Raw genomic sequence first — 19182 nt, forward strand, 5'->3', positions numbered from 1 at the left:
TTGCTTGTCGTCAAGGGATTCAGCCGCTGGCGATTTGCCGCGTCGGCTGATAAACTATTTCAGAACTAGTGGGGGGAAAACAGCGAGTGGTTCGCGCAGCCATTTCCGCCCCTATCGCTATTCCACTGACGCAGCCACGCCGATGAGCAGTTATCTAGTAGCGGTCAACGGATCCGACGCCGGGAAAAAGATTTACCTGGCTGGCGATAAGTACGTCATGGGGCGGCATCCGGAATGCGATATCGTGGTCGACGCCGGCGCCGTCAGCCGCCATCACGCCCAGATCACCCGCAAGAATCAGGACCTTATGATTGAGGACCTGGGAAGCCGGAACGGGACGTTCGTCAACGATACGGCGATTCATTCGCTGCAAAAGTTGAAAGATGGCGACCTGATCCGCGTTTGCGACGTCACCTTCACCTTTCATCTCGATCAGCCGTTCGCCCCACCTTCGTCCCGAAACCTCACCCAGCGTGAAGGGGGAGGCGGAGTTTACGGCACGATCATGGTCGACGACGACTCGGCGCCCTCGACGATCATGTCGCAGCTCGAAGTCTCGTCGCAAGCTGGCGGAGTCTCGCTGCAGGCCAGCGCCGAGGTGAAATTGGCCGCCCTGCTCGAAATTACGAAAAACCTCGGCGGCGTCATCGCGCCGGAGGACGTTTTCCCGCAGGTGCTAGCCAGTTTGTTCAAAATCTTTTTGCAGGCCGATCGCGGATTTATCATCCTGCAGGACGAAAAAGGACGACTCGCGCCCCGCTGGACCAAAACTCGCCGCCCCGGCGACGAAAACATCCGGATCAGCCGCACGGTCATCAACCATGTGATCGAGAAAAAGCAGGCGATTCTCTCGGCCGACGCAGCGGCGGACTCGCGGTTCGAGATGAGCCAGAGCATCACCGATTTCCAGATCCGCTCGATCATGTGCGCCCCGCTGATCGACAGCGACGGCAAGGCGTTCGGCGCGTTGCAGATCGACACGCTGGATCAGCGAAAACGCTTCCAGCAGGAAGATCTGGAAGTGCTGATGAGCGTCGCGACTCAAGCGGCGATCTCGATCGACAACGCTCAATTGCATCAAAAGGCGATGAAGCAGCAAGAGATCGAACGCGATCTGAAGCTGGCCAGCCAGGTGCAGATCGGCTTTTTGCCGAAAGGGAAACCGGCCGCCCAAGGTTACGACTTCTTCGACTACTACCGCGCGGCGAATTCGGTCGGCGGCGACTATTACGACTACATTCCGCTTCCAGACAATCGTTTGGCGATTTTGCTGGGAGACGTGGTCGGACACGGCATCGCTGCGTCGCTGCTGATGGCCAAATTGTCGGCCGACGCGCGGTACACGCTCGCATCGATCGAAGATCCGGCCGAAGCGTTCTGCACGCTGAATAACACGTTTAGTGAGAGCATTCCGGACGACCAGTTCGTGACGCTGGTGCTGAACATTCTGAACTTTGAGAAGCACGAGCTGACGGTGCTAAACGCCGGCCACATGGCCCCGATGTTGCGGCGCAACAACGGCCAGGTAGAAGACATCGGCGAAGCCGAAATCAGCTTGCCGCTTGGCGTTTTCCCTGATCTGGAATACGAGAAAGTGACCGTCCCGATCGCGGTTGGCGAACGGATCGTCCTGTTCACCGACGGCATCAACGAAGCGATGGACGCCGATGGCGAGCAATTCGGCATTCCCCGCGTTCGCGAGCGTACCCAACAGCAATTCCCGACCGTCGCCCAACTCGGCCAAGCGGTCATCCAAGACGTCCGCGAATTCATGGGCTCGCAATTCGACGACATGTGCCTGGTTTGCTACGAGCGGCTGGAATAGCCGAAAACCGCAACACTAGCCCGCAGCGCAAGCGAGAGAATGCGGCCTCTACATCGTTTGACAAAAAGAAAACCCGAATGTCCAAACACTGGGCATTCGGGTTTTGTGTTTCGAATTCTAGTCGGCCGCATTCCCTCGCTTGCGCTGCGGGCTAGTGAGTGAGCCTTACTGGCACAAGCACGACGTGCTGGCGAAGCTGATCGGCGCTGACGGCTGGATGATCCAGATGTTGCGGAAGACGACCGGGTCGTTGTGGTCCTGCAGCTTGATCGGGCCCGGTTCGGGGCCTTCCTGTTTGCCGGCGCCGGTTTTGTTCGGGATGTGGACGTCGCGTTGGACGGCGACTCCGTTTTGATAGACGGTCAGGCGAGCGTCGGCCACCTTCTTCCCTTCCGCGTCAAAGCGAGCCGCGGTGAAGTAGATGTCGTAAGTTTGCCACTGCAGCGGCGGGAAGCACATGTTCAGTTCCGGCGGCTTGGTGCGGTAGAGCGACGCGGCGTCATTGAACTCCGGCGTCTTGCCGAACGAATCGAGGATCTGCACTTCGTAACGCTCTTGAATGTAGACGCCGCTGTTGCCGCGAGCCTGCGAAGTTTTTTCCGGCATGAACGGCGTGCGGAATTCCAAGTGCAACTGGAAGTCTTCGACCGGGAAGGTGGTGATGGCGCCGGCTTTCAGCAGCCCTTCCGGGGTCAGCTTGCCATCTTTGAAGTACTCGGTCGACGTGCCGTCAAACAGCACGAGCGAGTCGTGCGGAGGTCGGTGCCCCAGCGTCAGGCTCTTGCGACGAACCTTCCGCAAGTTGCCGAGGTTCTGCCCTGCCCCGTTGGTGACGACGGCGTGATTCGGATCGACCGCGATCACGTAGGCGTCATGCTGAAGCAGGATCACGCCATCCTTCAACTCTCCCGTCAGTTCCAACTTGGCGCCGTTGTCCCAGCCGTTGCCTGGCAGGCCGCCCTGATACTGCAGCGCCGAGAACTTTCCTTTGCCGAGCGCCACCACTTGCAAGCCGGTCATTTCCAGACAGCCGTTAGGAAGCTGGAGCGGACCGTAGAACTCGCCCTGGTAGTGGAAGTCGATGTCGCTGACGTTGTCGGGGTCGACGTAGACGCCTGGTCGGTCGGCGGCAAAGCTAACGGACGAAATCGCCAGGAGCAGGAAAACGGCAGTAATATTGCGAAGCATGGGGCGGGCTTAGCGATCGAGAGGAGCAGGAAGGTTAGGCAAGAAATCCTAGAATAGTCTGCTTCGTACTGTGAGCGTTTGCAAGACGATAGAGCCTGCTTGCGACAAATCGACCGAATTGCCGGCGAATCGGGGGGATCGGCGCAAAAAAAGAGACCGCGGCCGGGCGGCTACGGTCTCTTCGATTTTCGCAAACCGTGAGAAAGCGGCGAGGGTTACTCGGCCGGCTTTTCTTCGGCAGCCGGAGCTTCTTCCATCGGCTTCTCTTCCGCGGCCGGGGCAGCTTCTTCCATCGGCTTTTCTTCGGCCGGCGGAGCTTCGGTCGATTCGGCCGGCATCGTCACTTCCGGCGCTTCGGCTGGCTTTTCAACCGGCTTTTCGACCGTGCCGCCACAACCAACCAGGAAAGCGGCGCCGCAGAACATCGCGGCCGACATCCACATCTTCATAGCAAATTTCCCCCAAGTAATGAGAAACCAAAAACAGAGCGTGCGCTATTCACCAGGGAATTGGTGTCCCTTTACGCTCATTTCCACAGAGTAAAGCCCAGTGCGGGCCGTCACAAACAAAGTCTTTCCTTCAGGTCCGCCGAACGTTGCGTTCGCCGGATGTTCCGGAAATTCAATGATTCCAAGGATCTCACCTTTCGGGCTGATCACCTGCACGCCGAGTTTGGTCGTGACGTACAGGTTCCCATGCTCGTCGATGGTTAGACCGTCGCCCCCTTGATTGTCTTCGCCTTCCGGTTGGCGAAATTGGCAGAGGGCCCGTTTTTTTCCGAGTTTTCCTGGTCCAAGCACGTCGTAGGCGTACAGCTTGGTTTCCATCGAAGGAACGACGTAGAGGGTCTTTTCGTCGATCGAAAGGATCACGCCGTTGGGCGCAACGATATCGTCGATCAAGCGAGTGACGACGCCGTCAGCCGAGAGGTAATAAACCGCTTCCACCTTTTGCGGCCAGGGATCGGGCGCTCGGAAGCGAGGATCGGTAAAGTAGACGCCCCCTTGGATATCGCAGACCAAGTCGTTGGGCGCGTTGAATCGTTTTTCTTCGTACTTGCCGGCGAGGACCTGGTAATCGTCGCCGCTCAGCGAAACGCTCGCCAACTGACCGTCCATCTGACAGATGAGCAATCGTGCGCTGCGCACCATCGTACCGTTGGTGTGCCCTGCCGGTTCCAAGAAGACAGCGATCTTGCCATCTGGAGCCTGGCGATAGATGCGGTCGTTGGGAATGTCGCTGAAGTAAAGGTTCCCCGCGCTATCGGACGAGGGGCCTTCTGTGAACGCGAAATTCTTCTGCAGAGTTTTGACTTCGCCGACGGGACCGATGCCAGGGATCGGCTCGGCGGCGTACAACGCGGCTGCCGACAGACAGAGAGCGGAAGCGGCGAGAACGGTCTTGATCATGGCGGGGCCTATCGTCACGGGGGCGGGTCTTTCTGTTAGTGGAACCCGTCCAGAGAGTTAAGTCAAATAGTGCTGACGAATTTCTCGTAAACTTCGTAGCGTTGACTTCGGACGATCCCGACGATCGAACAAACCGGCATTCGGATAGGCGTGAGGGGTGGCGTCGGAGAACTGATTCCAGAAAATCGCCTGGGTTTGGGGGTGGGACAGGATCAGCGGGACCAGCGACTCGACGAATTCTCGCTGGCGCCGGCGGCTGATCGGAAAAGTCGGGGTTTTGTTGTCCGAAATCTGCCGCTGGGCCCGTTTGTCGAACCGCCGGGAACTGGGGAAGGTCAGCGTGACGAAGAGCGGCAGTCCCAACATCCCCCAGTGATCCAACAGGCGAATCACCTCGAACGGATCCCGGGGGAAAACGGCGCCGTCGCAATCGTTAAAATTCAACTCGACGCCGACGCCGGTGACGCCCAGGTTCGCTCGGACGATTTCTTCGGCAAAGTGAATTGGCGACAAGTCGCGATGGGAGTGGCTCAGGTAATCTCCCCAAGGATGATCGAAGCTGACCAGTACCGGCGTCTGAGGATCGTTGCGACGCATCGTTTCGATCGAGCCGACCAGCAGGCGAAGTTGCTGCTCTTCGGTCAGGTGGAAGTCGCGCGTCGTGTTGATGCCGGACGAGCAATACCAGAGATCGATCATGCCGTTCAGATTGCGAGTCGTCGTTTCGACGTACTGCATCAGAAAGCCGAGAACGCTGGTAAAGTCGTCATCCCACAGATAGAGCCAATCGGGGACGTGCAATTCGTCGAGGTTTGCGACCGGTCCGCCGACGACGCGCAGACCTTGGCTGCGACTCCAGCGAATCCGTTCTTTCACCTTGTCGAAGTCGAATCGCCCTTCGTTCGGCTCGCAGTCTTTCCAGACCGGGGTTACGACGGCGGTATTGAACGTGGGACGCAACAGCGCCGAGGCGTCGGCCGACGGATGCGTGTTGCGGATATTGATCCCGTACAGAAACGTTCGGTGCGGCGCATGCTCTTGGATAAAGTCGATCGCCGCATCACGATAGACGGCGGTCAGGTGGGCGAAAGCTTTTGCCGTATGGATAATGCAGTCTCGTGCGGCCTGTTGCGAAGCGGTCCCGTGATGGTCGCGAGTTGCGGCGATCGTAAACGCATCGATCGCATTGCCGAGCGCCTCGTAAAACGCTTCGGTCTGTTCGATATCGGCGGCGTCGCAGACGGCGACCAGCGACTTCAAACGGCAGAGAACTCCGCGCGCAACTTCTAGCGCCAAGTGATACGGTTCGGTTCGGGGGCGAAGCGAACAGGTCACCAACATGTACGACCGCGATTCGTCGACGTTCCAGGGGATCCGCATCTTAACGGAGTCATCCCCTTCGAACTCAATCGACAGGATTTTGCCGTCATGTTTGACCTTCGAGCGGCGCGGAACTTGGTCGTAATCAACGACATATGCGGCGTCGTAGCGACGGGAAAGTTGATCGATCGGCGGCGCATAAAATCGCAGTGTTCCCACGGGGGGCGAACCTCTAGCAGAAGCGGTAACAGGAATAGCCGCAGGGCCCAAGTGCGTAAGCTCTCTAGTCTAATCGGTTTACGCAATTCTTGCACCTCTGCTTTTTTGGTGCGTACTAGGCAACTCTTTCGTCCGTCTGTTAAGATTGCCCGGCTTATAGGATTTTTGACTCAACGACAAGTGGTTTGCCATGACTATTGACTTGCCAGTTCGGCACGGAAAAGTACGTGACATTTACGATTTGGGAGACAAGTTGCTCCTGGTCGCTTCCGATCGCACCAGTGCGTTTGACTACGTTCTCCCGTCGGCTCTGCCCGACAAAGGGCGGGTTCTGACGCAGATCAGCCGCTTCTGGTTTGAGAAGCTCGGCGTTGCGAATCATATGATCTCGACCGACGTGGCCGATTTCGATCTCCCCGCTGGGACCGATCTGGCCTCGCTCGAAGGTCGCGCCATGCTGGTCCGCAAGACCGAAGTTGTGCCGATCGAATGCGTCGTCCGCGGCTATCTCGCCGGTTCGGGCTGGAAGGAATACGGCAAGAGCGGCACCGTTTGCGGCATCCCGTTGCCGGCCGGTCTTGATCAGAGCGCTCAGCTGGAAACGCCGATTTTCACGCCGGCCACCAAGGAAGAGTCTGGCCACGACATCAACATCTCGTACGAGCGGATGTGCGAAATCGTCGGTGAAGAGTTGGCGTCGACGCTGCGTGACAAGAGCATCGACATCTACACTCGCGGCGCCGCCTATGCCCGCGAAAAAGGGATCATCATTGCCGACACCAAGTTCGAGTGGGGCATCATCGACGGCGAATTGCTGCTGATCGACGAAGTTCTCACCCCGGACAGCTCGCGGTTCTGGCCGGTCGATCAATACCAGGTCGGAGTCAGCCCGCCGTCGTTCGACAAGCAGATCATCCGCGACTACTTGGAAACGACCGACTGGGACAAGAACAGCGCTCCGCCCGAGTTGCCGGCCGAAATCGTCAGCCGAACCCGTGCGAAGTACATCGAAGCGTACGAAGAGCTGACCGAAAAATCGTTCCCCTGGAAGTAACCTGCGGGAAGCGAAACGAAACGGAAAAGGCGCCGCAGCGAGTTATCGCGCAGCGCCTTTTTTTGTGAGTCTTGGTTGGATCGCAGATCCTACTCCGGCTTTTCTTCCTCGGACTTCGGTTCCTCCGGTTTGGGCTGATCGCCCTTTTCCGCATCCGGTTCTTCGGCCTTGGGTTCTTCAGCCTTCGGCTCTTCCGTTTTCGCCGGCGGGATCAGGCGTTCCGCCAGTAGGGTATTGCCGCGGCGCTGCGGCGACGCGATGTCGTCAATGTAGGTGAGCCAATCGACGGCAGTCTTGAACGCCGCAGATTTTTCTTCGGCAGTCACCTTCGCTCCGTCGGCATTGCCGACGTTCGCCCGGGCAAGTCCGTAGCGAGCTTGCGACGCGAACGGAACCTGCGGAAACTCCTTGAGCGTGCGGACCTCGAAGTAATCGATCGCTGACGGATACTGACGACTGTCGAGGGCGATCTGTCCCAGTTGGTAGCTGGCGATCATTTTGATCGTTTTTGCGTTGGCGACCATCGCTTCGACGAAGAATCGTTGTTGCTCTTGATCTCGGGGAAGACGAAGCCCCTGCTCTTCCAGAACCATAACCTGTTCGCGGAAGTTGAGCTTCTGCATTTGCAGGTCGAAGCTGCGAGCGAAGAGGTACATCTTGCGAGCGCCCGGACGCTGGATTTCGTTATCAAAGCGGCCCATCAGATGGAGCAAACGACCGATCGCCAGGGGCGAGCTTTGGTCATACATCTGGCGTTCCATGTAAAACTGCTGGGCCAGCGAAGGTTGCGCGGCGCCGGCGGTCGGCTGATCGCGAAGTCGCAAGCGAAGTCCATCTTCGGCCAAGATCGGCACATCCCACAGTCGGACTTTGGCGAGGCCGGCGCTCTTGAGCGTTTCGGCCTGCTTGGATGGTTCGACCGCCAGGCGCAAACGAAGTTTGCCGGTCAGTTGCGATTCGAGGAGAGACGAAGATTGCAGCAGCGCCGTGCTGCAGGCGTCAATCAGGCCGGTTGCGTTCTGGAAGCTCTTCGCGTCGTACGGATAGGCGTACTTCGACGACGACATTCCCTTGACGACGCCATCGCCTTGGCTCGCTTCGGCGAGCGTGGCGATTCCTTCGCCGGTCGTCAGCGGAAGGCCGTACGCCGCGTCGAAGAGGAAAATCTGGCCGCCGATTTCGACGCCAACCACATCGGCGGCCGGTTTGCCGTCGGCGCCGGTCAGTTCCAGCGCGAAGGCGTTCAGGCCTTGCTGCCGCGCCATGTTGCTGAAGATGCGAGCACGTTCAACCGAATCGCCGTAGCCAATCTGCAGCGATTCCCACGGTTCGCGGGCGGTACCAGGGGCGAATTGGCTCGCTTCGCTCCGAAGCTGAATGTTGCGGACGGTCCAGTCGAACAGCAGATACGCGGTTCGCAAATCGTCGCGTTGACTGCTGGTCGTTAGATTCGGCTGCGACTTGATCCAAGCAGCCAGGTCGGTCGGCAGGTCGGCGTTTTCGCGAATGTAGCTGGAGAGCGAAAAGGCCCAGACGCACCCTTCGATGTAGTCGAAATCGCTGCCGCGGAAGGTGCCGGGATACTTCGGATCGCGGAAGTAGGAGGTCGCCAGGTTATCCATTCGCGACATTTTGCGAACCTCTTCCGGCAACGTTTCGACCAGTGGATCGGTTTTCCAGTTGGGATCAAGCTTCCGATTGTGGAGCCAGCGATTGAGCGTTTGCAGCACTTCGCGCTGAACGACTTCGGCGTTGAACTGATCGAGGTCTTCCAACAGCACCAGCGCCTGTTGCAGCATGTCGGCCTGCGCGTCGCTCGACGCTTGTTTCGCGGCAGCCGTCATCGCAGCGGCGGGTTTATCGCTTGGCTTTGATTTCGGTTTCGAGCCGCCGCAACCCAAGACGAGCGAAGTGAGCGTCAGCAGCGCGAGAAGAGAGGAAAATCGCATGGTTGTCGGATCGTAGTCTATTGGTTTTGAGAGACAGCTTCGCGAACCGCGAGAACCTGCCGGAGGAGTTTTTCCGCCTCATCGAGCGGAACCATGTTCGGGCCGTCGCTGGGGGATTTGTCAGGATCAGGATGAGTTTCAAAAAAGAGGCCGTCGATGCCGACCGCTGCGGCGGCTCGGGCCATGGGAGGAACCATCGCTCGATTGCCGCCGGTCGCTGCGCCCAGACCGCCAGGTTCCTGAACGCTGTGGGTCGCGTCGTAAATCACCGGAACGCCGAGGGCCGACATTTCGAGGAGAGCCCGCATGTCGTTGACCAACCGGCCGTAACCGAAGAAGGTTCCCCGCTCGGTCAGCATGACGTTCGGGTTACCCGCTTCTTTCAGCTTGGAGACGACGTGCCGCATGTCCCAGGGGGCCATGAACTGCCCTTTTTTTACGTTAACCGCTTTGCCGGTGTTCGCCGCGGCCAGCAGTAGATCGGTCTGGCGAGCGAGAAACGCGGGGATCTGCAACAGATCGCAGACCTCAGCGACTTTCGCCGCTTGATGCGTCTCGTGGATGTCGGTGGTCGTCGGGACGTCAAAACGGCGGCGAACTTCGTCGAGAACGCGCAGTCCCTCGTCGATGCCGAGGCCGCGGAAGGCGCTGCCGCTGGTCCGATTCGCCTTGTCGAATGATCCCTTGAAGACCAACTGGATCGGCAGACGCGAGGCGAACTCGCTCAAACGCTCTGCGATCGACAGGGTAAGGTCGAGGTTCTCGATCACGCAAGGTCCGGCGACCACCAGCAAAGGTTGACCGTCGCCGCACGTAAGATTGTTGATTTTGGCCGTTCCGCCCACGCTCGCTCCTTCGGGGTTTGTTTCAGTTTGATTCTACTTGGAACGCTTGACCAGGGCCGCGCGAGAACTTCATAAAACCGCGCCATCCTCCGCTAATTGGCGGTGATTTTCGGCAAATTCTCGTGGAACCAGGCAGCGAAAACGAGCCGGCGCGACCTCGATCTCGACCGGCAGCGGGCCGCCGGGATCGCCGTCGGTTTGAAAGCGAACGTCAACCGAGTCGCTGGTGATCTGGATTCGTCGACAGCGGCGATAGGTTACATCGCGGCGAGCGTCCAATCCGCCGCGAATGATGGAGTAAAGATAACCGATTCCGGGCGCCAGGCCTCCCTGCGGCAAGATGCAAAGATCGAGCAGTCCGTCCCAGGGAACCGCTTGCGGGGCGAAGCTCATGCCCCATGCGTAGCGCGGCACGTTGACGACAAAGGCCCATTTGCCGGCGAGTTGCTCAATCTCGCCTGATTCGTTCTCCAATTCCAACTGCAAGTTGGGAAATGGATAGCTCCAGGTCGTCTGCAAAATCGGGCCGAAATAGGCCGATTGCGTCATGTGACCCTTGCGATGCGCGGCAACTTGGTGGACCACTTCGGCGTCATACCCGATCCCCGCCATCAGCAGAAAAATACGGCCATTGGCGGTCGCGGCGTCCATCGGACAGATCATCGCACGCGACAGAAACTCGACGAACGCCTCGGTCGAATTGTTGATCCCGAGGTATTTTCCGTAAACGTTTTCAGTGCCGGTTGGAAAGATCGCCAGCGGAACTTCCGCCCCGATTCGTGCGACCGCCGCTGCGGCTGTTCCATCTCCCCCAGCCGAAATCACCAATTGCACTGACGGATCGACCATCGTTTCCAGGTCGGTCAGCTTCGTGGCGGAGATCACTTCATGTCCGAGCCGGCGAAGACGGGCTTCCAGTCGATCGATCTTGTCGTGTCGATGGAGCGGGCCGGCAATCGGATTGTAGAAGAGGACGATCTTCCCCGGCTCGCTGGCTGGAAATGGCTGGAAGTTCACGGAGCTTACTGCGGGAGAGAGGCTGGAAACAAAGATGCTCCATCGTATCGATTGGCCAGGATAGAGACAGGCGAATTTCGTGGAGGTTTGCTGTTTCAGATTGAGACTTCCGGCCCGGCCATTTTGGGTGGCTGATCGCGGATTCTCATTTTTAAACAGTTATTCATCTGTGTAACTTGTTTAGTAGAAAAGTGTTGCAGATTTCGTTGCCTCAACATGGTTATGCAGGAAGTGCTAAAATCCACCGTTTTGGGTGGAGTGTTTGATTCGCATGTAGCAACATCCAACGATCTATTTCGCGTCTCAGATTGAGAATGTTGATTTTGCGTTTCTGGAAAAATTTTAAGTGCTGTATTTCATTGTGGTTGCGCAATTTTATGGGGCTCCTTTGTTGGGTTTGGTCCGGCGGTTGCTTCTAGGGTCGATCGCCATCTCCTCGGAGGAGGTGGCAAGCTGGCCCGTGGGGCCGCTGTCGTTCTGCACTGGGTGGTTTGCCTTGCCCCTGACGATCCAGTGTGCTGACACGTGTTGGCGCGGCAGTTGGCCCCAGTTTTTATTTCTTGGCCAAATTGCCGGGGCTCTTCTCGGCGAAAAAGAAGTTTTTCTGCCCCGCGAACCTTTCTTGGCACGAAAAATTCTTCTAATAGGCATCCCCCCTTCACGAATCGTGCCGGTTGTGGCACTATAAGTCGTTTCCGGCATTGCCCGCGTAGCTCAATTGGCAGAGCACAGCATTCGTAATGCTGAGGTTGTGGGTTCGACTCCCACCGCTGGCTCTTTTGTGATCACACGCTCCGCTAGACACTCGCCTAGAAAATGACGAGGGCGCCGAGAGCATGGCGAGGGCTTCCCCCTCGAAGCGACGCTTCTACGCCGTTCGCCATGTAATTGCCCGCGATCTTGCGGGGATCTTCGGCTGCCACGTCGCTCGTCTGGGATGACGATGCGTCTGACCGCCACTTGATTTGGGAGAATCGACGGATGGTTCAAGGTTTGGATTTTGATTTGAAGCATGTCGTTTTGTCGAACACGACATTCGGCCCCGAAGAAATTCGTCAGATCATCCGCCTCCTTTCCAAAGACTACGCCAGCTTCGCCGTTCTGCGCGACAGCGTCGCCGAACTGGAAGCGAGTCAGCCCGAGCGTTCGCCGGCGACCAATGTTCGCCTTGGCGTTTGCATGTACGTCTTGGGACGCAACAATCGCGCGATCGAAGTTCTGTCGAACGCTGACGGCGGCGCCCTCGCCCACTTCTACTTGGGCAAAGCCAACTACGCCCTGAATCGCTTCGACAAGGCGATCGAAGGTTATCAAGCCGCTCAAACCGCCGGCTACAATCGCGATGAATGCCAGTTGGCGATCGTCGAAGCCCTTCGCGCTGCGGGCCGCAGCGACACGGCGATGAAGCAGCTGGACGACCTGTTCGGCCCAGTCGAGCAAACCGCCGATTACCTGTATCAGCGTGGCGCCACGGTCGCCGCTCTCGGCGGTAATCCCGCCGAAGTGGTCGCCCTGTACGAACGTGCCGTCGAATCGGACTCGACCCACGCCGGCGCGTTGTTCGGTTTGGCGCTCGAAAACGATCGCCGCGGCAACGATGAGGAAGCGCTCGGCTACTATCAGAAGGCGGCCTCTTGCTTCCCGACGCATGTCGGTACGCTGCTCAACTTGGGCATCCTGCTCGAAGATCGCGGCGAGTTCGACAAGGCTGCTCACTGCTACTCGCGAATTCTGGACGCTTATCCGAATGAGCCCCGCGCTCGCATGTTCCTCAAAGACGCCCAGGCGTCGAGCGACATGTTCTACGACGAAGAAGCCCAGAAGAAGCGCGATCGCATCGCTCAGGTTCTCAGCATTCCGGTCACCGACTTCGAATTGTCGGTCCGCAGCCGCAACTGCTTGCAGAAGATGGGGATTCAGACGCTTGGCGATCTGACCCGCTGCACCGAGCAGGAGCTCCTTTCGAGCAAGAACTTCGGCGAAACCTCGTTGATCGAGATTCGCGAGATGTTGCACTCGAAGGGCTTGGAGCTGGGACAGTTCTCGTCCGACAAGGGAACGCCCGAACCGACCATCGAAGTCGCTGGTCTGTCGCCGGACGAACAGGCGTTGCTCGATCGTCCGATCTCGGAACTCAACCTGTCGGTTCGTGCTCGCAAGTGCATGGTCCGCTTGGGCATTTCGACCATCGGCGAATTGGTCCGTCGCACCGGCGACGAACTGCTGGAGTGCAAGAACTTCGGCGTGACCAGTCTCAACGAAGTCCGCGAAAAGTTGACCGCCAACAACTTGAAGCTTCGCGGCGACTAGTGGCTCTTGGTACGCATCCTTCGCAAATCCTTCGTAGCCCGAAGCGCATGTGAAGGAGACGCCGTCTCCATGAAATGACGAATGTCGAAACCAGAATGACGAAATAAAGAGGGTTCGTCATTCGAGCTTCGTCATTCGTCATTTTGCTATCCGCATTTCCCTCGCTTGCGCTTCGGGCTATTCATGAAGCGCGTCGAAGAGAAGTAACAGCCGGTGACATCGACGATTGAGCGACCGTTTCGCTACGAAAAGCTACAGCAGAGCGGCAAGGCCCGACGCGGCGTGTTTCATACGCCGCATGGCCCTGTGCAGACGCCTGCTTTTATGCCGGTCGGAACGCAAGGGACCGTCAAGGGGCTTGAGATCGGTCTGGTTCGCGAAACCGGCGCCGAGATGATCCTGGGGAACACCTATCATCTCTCGCTCCGCCCTGGCGAGCAGATTGTCCGTGAACTCGGCGGTCTGCACGAATTCTCGGGCTGGAAAGGCCCGATTCTGACCGACAGCGGCGGTTTCCAGATTTTCAGCCTGGCCCAGATGGCGAAGATCACGGAAGAAGGCGCCGTTTTCCGCTCGCATATCGACGGCTCGAAGATCTCGCTCTCGCCGGAACGCTCGATTGAGATCCAGGAGGCCCTGGGAAGTGACGTGGCGATGGTTCTTGACCATGTCGTCTCGCTGCCCAACGAGGCCAAGGTGATCCGCGAGGCGTGTGATCGCTCGATTCGCTGGGCGGCCCGTTGTCAGCAAGCGGCGACCAGGGCCGATCAGGCGCAATTTGCGATCGTTCAGGGAGGATTGGACGAAAATCTTCGGGTTTATTGTGCTGAGGAATTGGGGGAGTTGGAGTTTCCTGGCTATGCGATCGGCGGGCTCAGCGTTGGCGAGCCTCCGCCGGAGATGTATCGCATTCTGGACGCGACCTGCCCTGTTCTGCCGGCGGACCGTCCCCGTTATCTAATGGGGGTGGGGCGCCCGGAAGACTTGCTGGAAGGGATTCGTCGCGGGGTCGATCTGTTCGACTGCGTGATGCCGACTCGGAATGGCCGCAATGCGCTGGCGTTTACCGACGAAGGTACTTTGCGGCTACGTAACGCGAAGTATCAGACCGATAGGCGTCCGATCTCGCCGACCTCGCCTGAGCGGGTTCGTCAACATAGCCGGGGCTATATCCGGCATTTGTTCATGGCGAAAGAGATGCTCGGACCCATTTTGCTGACGCTCCAGAACCTGGCGTATTACCAGCAACTGATGGCCGGAGCTCGGCAGGCGATTGAGGAAGATCGCTTCGAGGCTTTTTATGAGCAGAAGATGAACGGTTGGCGAAACGGCGATGAATGAGTCGTTACGCCCCCGCCTGGCGGCATTGCTGCTATTGCCGTCATTTTTGTGAAGTCTTATTATGTTGAGTTTCACGTCCTTAATCGGGCCTTGCCTTGAGGCTGTCGAACTTTCTACGGAAAGCGCGACGCCGCCCCTTCCCGCAGCTGGGGAGTGGGGAAACCACGGGAAAGTGACGACGCTGTGGATTTGACGACTACTTACTTCGCTCTGTTCGCCCAGGCCCAACAAGGCCAAGGGGGGATCGTCGATACGTTGTTGTGGTTGATTCCGCCGGCGCTATTGTTGATCGGTTTCTTTCTCTTGATGCGTCCTGAACAGAAGAAACGCAAAGAGATGGAGGACCTGATCTCCAACTTGAAAAAGAACGATCGCGTCGAAACGATCGGCGGCATCGTGGCGACCGTGGTGAGCGTGAAAAAAGACCAAGGCGAAGTGGTTGTCCGAATTGACGAAAAGACCAACGCCGAGATGCGATTGAAGATGCGCGCCATCGCGCGTGTGCTGGACAAAGAAAATAACGGCAAAAGCGATCAGCGAAACGAAGAAAAAGCTTCGGCTGAATCATAAAACACGACAGCGGCGGCAATTCGGCCCCCGTGCGATACTGGAGTTATCGATGATGCGTAAATACGTGGCAATGACGCTCGCGTTAGTCTTGACGGCTGCGGCCATGGCCTGGGGCCCGGCAGTCAATTCGGATAGCTGGCTGGGGAGTCTCTCGTTGATCGCCGGAACGGCGGCGCAGGAAGAAGCTTTGACTGCTCCTGGCGCGCCTGCGGTGGAGGTCAAAGTGAGCGAAGCTCCCGCCGCTGTGAGCAGTTCTGACGGCTCGCCCCTTTTGAATCTAGTGATCGCACTGGCGATCCTGGGCGTGCCGATCGCCGCGGGCATCTTGTTGGCCAACGGACTACGCATGCCGGCCTATGGTTGGCGATTGGCGTTGATCTTCGTCACGCTGACCGTCGCGACGACCGCCGTGATTCGGGGCTGGCCGCCGAAGTTCGGCATCGACCTCCAGGGGGGCGTGATCCTGATCTACGAAATCGACGAAGACGAAACGAAGATCTATCTCGCCGAACAGAAGACGAATGATCAGGCTCAGGACGGCGCGAAGAAGCCCGCCGCTTCGGCAGATCAGGAAGGCTCGCTCGCCTACAACATGAACGAGTTGATCGCGAACCTGAAGAATCGCGTCAACCCGTCAGGCGTCCGCGAAGTTGTGATTCGCGCCTACGGCAGCAAGCAAGTCGAAGTCATCATTCCGAACGCCGAGTCGGCCGACCTGGCGGTGATCAAAGATAAGATCACGACCGCCGGTATGCTGGAGTTCATGATCGTGGCGAACGTCAACGACCATGAATCGCTCTTGAATCGGGCTCGTGAACCGAAGCAACGCGGCGAACGTTACGTCGTCAACTCGACCGGTCGCGCCGAAGGAAAGTGGGTCGGCATTCGCAAGGACGAAGATGGCGCCTACCAGTGGAACGGCTTCGGCGCGTTCAACGCCGCCCTCGACGGAAGTCCGGTGCAGACCTCGGAAGGCTTTCTGGTTCGCGGGGGACAGGGAACTGGACAGCCGCTGCAAGTTTTGATGAAGATGGAACCGAAGCCGCTGACCGGCGGTTACCTGACGGCCGCTCGTCGCACCTACGACACCAACAGCGGCGGCCTGGCGGTTGAGTTCAACATGAACAGCGCCGGCGCCTCATTGATGACGAAGCTGACCCGCGACAACCTGCCGGATGGCAATCGCGAACGTCAGCTCGGCATCGTGATGGATGATTACATCGTTTCGGCCCCGGCCGTTCGCGGCGTGATCGGCGATCGCGGCATTATTACCGGCCGCTTCACCGAAGCCGATATCGAAAAGCTGACCGGCGTTCTGCAAGCTGGTAAATTGCCGGTCGTGCTCCGCAAAGAGCCGATCAGCGAACAGACGATCAGCGCGACCCTGGGCGACGACACTATTCGCAAGGGGAAATGGGCGATTGGCATCAGCTTGACGCTGGTTCTCGCCTTCATGGCTATCTACTACCACGTCGCCGGTTTGGTGGCGTGCGTCGCAGTGCTCATGAACCTGGTGCTGATTCTGGCGGCGATGATTTTGTTCAACGCCGACTTGACGCTGCCGGGCATCGCTGGTTTGGTGCTGACCGTCGGTATGTCGGTCGACGCCAACGTGCTGATCTACGAACGTATCCGCGAAGAACTGAACCACGGAGCTTCGCTTCGCATGGCGCTGGTCAACGGTTTCAGCAAAGCGACGACCACGATCGTCGACGCGAACTTGACGACGTTGATTACGGCCTTGGTTCTCTATCGCATCGGTACCGATCAGGTTCGCGGCTTCGCCGTGACGTTGGTTCTCGGTATCGCGATGAGTATGTTTACGGCGATCTTCTGCTCGCGAGTCTTCTTTGACATCGCGGAACGCAAGAAGTGGTTGACGACGTTGACGATGATGCCGACCGCCAGCGGAGCGAAGTTCGACTTCCTCGGCAAGCGTCGGATGGCGATCGGCATTTCGCTGATCTTGATCGTCGTCGGCATCTTTGCGGTCGGCGCCCGCGGCAAGTCGATCTTCGATATCGATTTCAACGGCGGTTCGTCGGTTCAGGTTTACCTGAAAGAAGCGATGCCGATCGCGAAGGTCCGTGCAATGGTCAGCGAAAAGCTGCCGGACGTCTCGATCAGCGCCGTGACGCTGGAAGGAAAAGAAAACCAGATCTACAAGATCGACACCTCGCTGACCGGACTCGGCAAACTTGGTTCGCTCAAGATTACCGATCGCGCCGGCAAGTCGGCGACGGTCGATCTGAGCAACGCCGATTCGTTGCGTGAAATCGCGACAGCGATCAGCGACGCCGGCACGCAGGTGTCGGCTGAGTTGACCGAAGATCGCGGCGGCATTTTGATTCGCGACACGTCCAACGCGACCAGCGGTACGATGTCGATCGAAAGCGCCGGCGAACTGGATACGGCGGCACGGCTGAATCTGGAGTTCGCCATCGATGGACCTCGGTACTCGACCGGCGACATTCCGGAAGGGGTCGAAGTGGTTCAGGTCGAACTGGAAAAGATCTTCCGCACCGAAAGCGGCGAAAGCCTGCTGGTGATGCATAACGTCTCGGTCAGCGAAGTTGGCGCTATCGGCGCCGAATCGACGGAACCGGCCAAGACGGCGCCTCCGGAAACGACCAGCGACGCGGCTCCCGAAAAGCCGGCTGTCGACGCTCAGTCGAGCAATCGCATCCGTCGCAGCGATTTGCCGGCGGATGGAATGCTGGCCCTGGCTCAAGACGGCGAAGGCGAAAAGCCTGCTCCGGCGGAAGAAGCTCCGGCCGAACCCGCCAAGGAAGAGCCGAAGACGGAAACCCCGGCCGAACCGGCTAAGGAAGAACCGAAAGCGGAAACTCCGGCGGAGCCTGCCAAGGAAGAGCCGAAGACCGACGCTCCGGCGCCGATGACCGAAGCTCCCGCCGCCGAAATGCCGACGGAAGAACAGGATCCGCTGGAAGAGCCGCTGATCGACGGCGGCGCCGTGGTCGCTCCGCTTCAGTTCCAGTCGACCTTGAAATTTGACGAAAAGATCACCGCCCAAACGCTGCAGAGCCTCGTTCTGCAGGCGTCGGACGAACTCGGCATGGAACGTCCGCAGATTCACCTGCTTCGCGACGGTCTGGCGATTCCGCTGGACAGCAGCGTCAGCGGGACCGAGTGGACGGTTCAGTTGTCGGGCAGCAAGGAAAACGCGACCAAGATCTTCGACAAGATCCGTAGTGAGCTGACGAGCACCCCGGTTTGGCCTTCGTCGAGCAATATCGGTTCGCAGGTCGCCGGCGACATGCAGCAAATGGCGGTCTTCGCCCTGGTGCTGAGCCTGGTCGGCGTGGTCGCTTACATCTGGTTCCGCTTCCAAAACCTGGCGTTTGGTCTGGCGGCGGTTGTGGCGTTGGTCCACGACGTGTTGATCACCTTGGGCGCTTTGGCGCTGACCACCTGGTTGCAGTACGTCTTCGGCTTTATGCAGATCGACGAAATGAAGATCAGCTTGCCGGTCGTCGCTGCGTTCCTGACGCTGATCGGTTACTCGCTCAACGATACGATCGTGGTCTTCGACCGTATCCGCGAAGTTCGCGGTAAGAGTCACGACTTGACCATCGACATGGTGAACGCGTCGATCAACCAGACGTTGGGTCGTACGATCCTGACTTCGTTGACGACCTTCATTGTGGTCGTGATCCTCTTCTTCCTTGGAGGCGAGGGGGTTCACAGCTTCTCGTTCGCCTTGGTGGTCGGCATCTTCGTCGGTACCTACAGCTCGATCTTCATCGCTTCGCCGGTGCTGGTCTGGTTGATGGATCGCGAAAAGAAGCGTGGCGCCGCGGCCTAGTTCGCGTAAGCGTTAAAGTTTGACAAACGAAAGGGAGATGCAGCCGCATCTCCCTTTTTTCGTGCGACCTCCGCTTCTCACCGCGTCGTAACAAAGCTTGGCGAAACGCGTCGCCGAGTTGTCTGCAGAGTCTTCGTGTTGCGAGATAGTCGTACAACTAGAAGAGTCTGCCGCGGCAAAGTTGACGCAAACGCTAGGCGAAGAACGCCGCTTCTGAGAATTTCGGTTTCCGTCAGAGAAAACGCCTTAGCGGTGCTAGCAATTGGTCGATAATCCATTGCTAGACGGAAACATTCAGGACTTGTAGCG

The 19182-nt window shown here is 58.4% G+C and carries 13 protein-coding genes and 1 tRNA gene; 7 read left to right on the plus strand and 7 right to left on the minus strand.

The annotated features are described in order from the left end of the window. Window positions 1-142 precede the first annotated feature (142 nt). A complete protein-coding gene (locus LOC68_RS26105) occupies window positions 143-1825 on the plus strand; it encodes a SpoIIE family protein phosphatase (protein WP_230224655.1) in 1683 nt (560 codons plus the stop codon). A gap of 165 nt (window positions 1826-1990) precedes the next feature. Here LOC68_RS26105 and LOC68_RS26110 read toward each other — a convergent pair whose 3' ends face one another. The 4 genes from LOC68_RS26110 to LOC68_RS26125 all read right to left on the minus strand — a co-directional run bounded on the left by LOC68_RS26110 (window position 1991) and on the right by LOC68_RS26125 (window position 5961). Further along, window positions 1991-3013, minus strand: coding sequence for a 3-keto-disaccharide hydrolase (locus LOC68_RS26110; RefSeq protein WP_230224657.1), 1023 nt, complete (start codon window positions 3011-3013; stop codon window positions 1991-1993). A gap of 215 nt (window positions 3014-3228) precedes the next feature. Next, entirely contained in the window at window positions 3229-3462 is a 234-nt protein-coding gene (locus LOC68_RS26115) for a hypothetical protein (RefSeq protein ID WP_230224659.1), read from the minus strand. Between the two features lie 45 nt (window positions 3463-3507). After that, a complete protein-coding gene (locus LOC68_RS26120; RefSeq protein WP_230224661.1) occupies window positions 3508-4422 on the minus strand; it encodes an SMP-30/gluconolactonase/LRE family protein in 915 nt (304 codons plus the stop codon). Window positions 4423-4479: 57 nt separating this feature from the next. Continuing rightward, window positions 4480-5961: a hypothetical protein gene (locus LOC68_RS26125; RefSeq protein WP_230224663.1), complete on the minus strand. Its 1482-nt coding sequence runs from the start codon at window positions 5959-5961 to the stop codon at window positions 4480-4482. A gap of 190 nt (window positions 5962-6151) precedes the next feature. Between LOC68_RS26125 and LOC68_RS26130 the strand changes: the two genes are divergently transcribed. Next, complete coding sequence (locus LOC68_RS26130) at window positions 6152-7015, plus strand: phosphoribosylaminoimidazolesuccinocarboxamide synthase (RefSeq protein WP_230224665.1); 864 nt, start codon at window positions 6152-6154, stop codon at window positions 7013-7015. An 89-nt stretch (window positions 7016-7104) separates the two neighbouring features. Here the strand turns inward: LOC68_RS26130 and LOC68_RS26135 are convergent, their stop codons facing one another. The 3 genes from LOC68_RS26135 to LOC68_RS26145 form a co-directional block, all read right to left on the minus strand. Further along, the gene (locus tag LOC68_RS26135) at window positions 7105-8964 is read right to left on the minus strand and encodes a tetratricopeptide repeat protein (protein WP_230224673.1); all 1860 of its coding nucleotides are present in this window, start codon (window positions 8962-8964) and stop codon (window positions 7105-7107) included. A 17-nt stretch (window positions 8965-8981) separates the two neighbouring features. Then, window positions 8982-9809, minus strand: a complete 828-nt coding sequence (gene kdsA / locus LOC68_RS26140; RefSeq protein ID WP_230224675.1) for a 3-deoxy-8-phosphooctulonate synthase — start codon at window positions 9807-9809, stop codon at window positions 8982-8984. 69 nt (window positions 9810-9878) lie between these two features. Beyond that, complete coding sequence (locus LOC68_RS26145) at window positions 9879-10826, minus strand: diacylglycerol/lipid kinase family protein (RefSeq protein ID WP_230224678.1); 948 nt, start codon at window positions 10824-10826, stop codon at window positions 9879-9881. A gap of 703 nt (window positions 10827-11529) precedes the next feature. Between LOC68_RS26145 and LOC68_RS26150 the strand changes: the two genes are divergently transcribed. From LOC68_RS26150 to secD, 5 genes are all read left to right on the plus strand, one after another. After that, a tRNA-Thr gene (locus LOC68_RS26150) sits at window positions 11530-11602 on the plus strand. 205 nt (window positions 11603-11807) lie between these two features. Then, window positions 11808-13136, plus strand: a complete 1329-nt coding sequence (locus LOC68_RS26155) for a DNA-directed RNA polymerase subunit alpha C-terminal domain-containing protein (protein WP_230224680.1) — start codon at window positions 11808-11810, stop codon at window positions 13134-13136. Window positions 13137-13349: 213 nt separating this feature from the next. Continuing rightward, window positions 13350-14477 (plus strand): tRNA guanosine(34) transglycosylase Tgt, encoded by a 1128-nt coding sequence (tgt, locus tag LOC68_RS26160; protein WP_230224682.1) that lies wholly within the window; start codon window positions 13350-13352, stop codon window positions 14475-14477. Window positions 14478-14660: 183 nt separating this feature from the next. Next, window positions 14661-15047, plus strand: coding sequence for a preprotein translocase subunit YajC (yajC, locus tag LOC68_RS26165; RefSeq protein ID WP_230224684.1), 387 nt, complete (start codon window positions 14661-14663; stop codon window positions 15045-15047). Window positions 15048-15096: 49 nt separating this feature from the next. Beyond that, window positions 15097-18873: a protein translocase subunit SecD gene (gene secD / locus LOC68_RS26170; RefSeq protein WP_230224686.1), complete on the plus strand. Its 3777-nt coding sequence runs from the start codon at window positions 15097-15099 to the stop codon at window positions 18871-18873. The last annotated feature ends 309 nt before the right edge of the window (window positions 18874-19182 follow it).

The organism is Blastopirellula sediminis (genome assembly GCF_020966755.1).
Lineage (GTDB): Bacteria > Planctomycetota > Planctomycetia > Pirellulales > Pirellulaceae > Blastopirellula > Blastopirellula sediminis.

Excerpts from the sequence above, each read along its gene's own strand:
- LOC68_RS26105 (WP_230224655.1), top strand. The coding sequence starts at position 143 with ATGAGCAGTTATCTAGTAGCGGTCAACGGATCCGACGCCGGGAAAAAG.
- LOC68_RS26110 (WP_230224657.1), bottom strand. The coding sequence starts at position 3,013 with ATGCTTCGCAATATTACTGCCGTTTTCCTGCTCCTGGCGATTTCGTCC.
- LOC68_RS26115 (WP_230224659.1), bottom strand. The coding sequence starts at position 3,462 with ATGAAGATGTGGATGTCGGCCGCGATGTTCTGCGGCGCCGCTTTCCTG.
- LOC68_RS26120 (WP_230224661.1), bottom strand. The coding sequence starts at position 4,422 with ATGATCAAGACCGTTCTCGCCGCTTCCGCTCTCTGTCTGTCGGCAGCC.
- LOC68_RS26130 (WP_230224665.1), top strand. The coding sequence starts at position 6,152 with ATGACTATTGACTTGCCAGTTCGGCACGGAAAAGTACGTGACATTTAC.
- LOC68_RS26135 (WP_230224673.1), bottom strand. The coding sequence starts at position 8,964 with ATGCGATTTTCCTCTCTTCTCGCGCTGCTGACGCTCACTTCGCTCGTC.
- LOC68_RS26155 (WP_230224680.1), top strand. The coding sequence starts at position 11,808 with ATGGTTCAAGGTTTGGATTTTGATTTGAAGCATGTCGTTTTGTCGAAC.
- secD (WP_230224686.1), top strand. The coding sequence starts at position 15,097 with ATGATGCGTAAATACGTGGCAATGACGCTCGCGTTAGTCTTGACGGCT.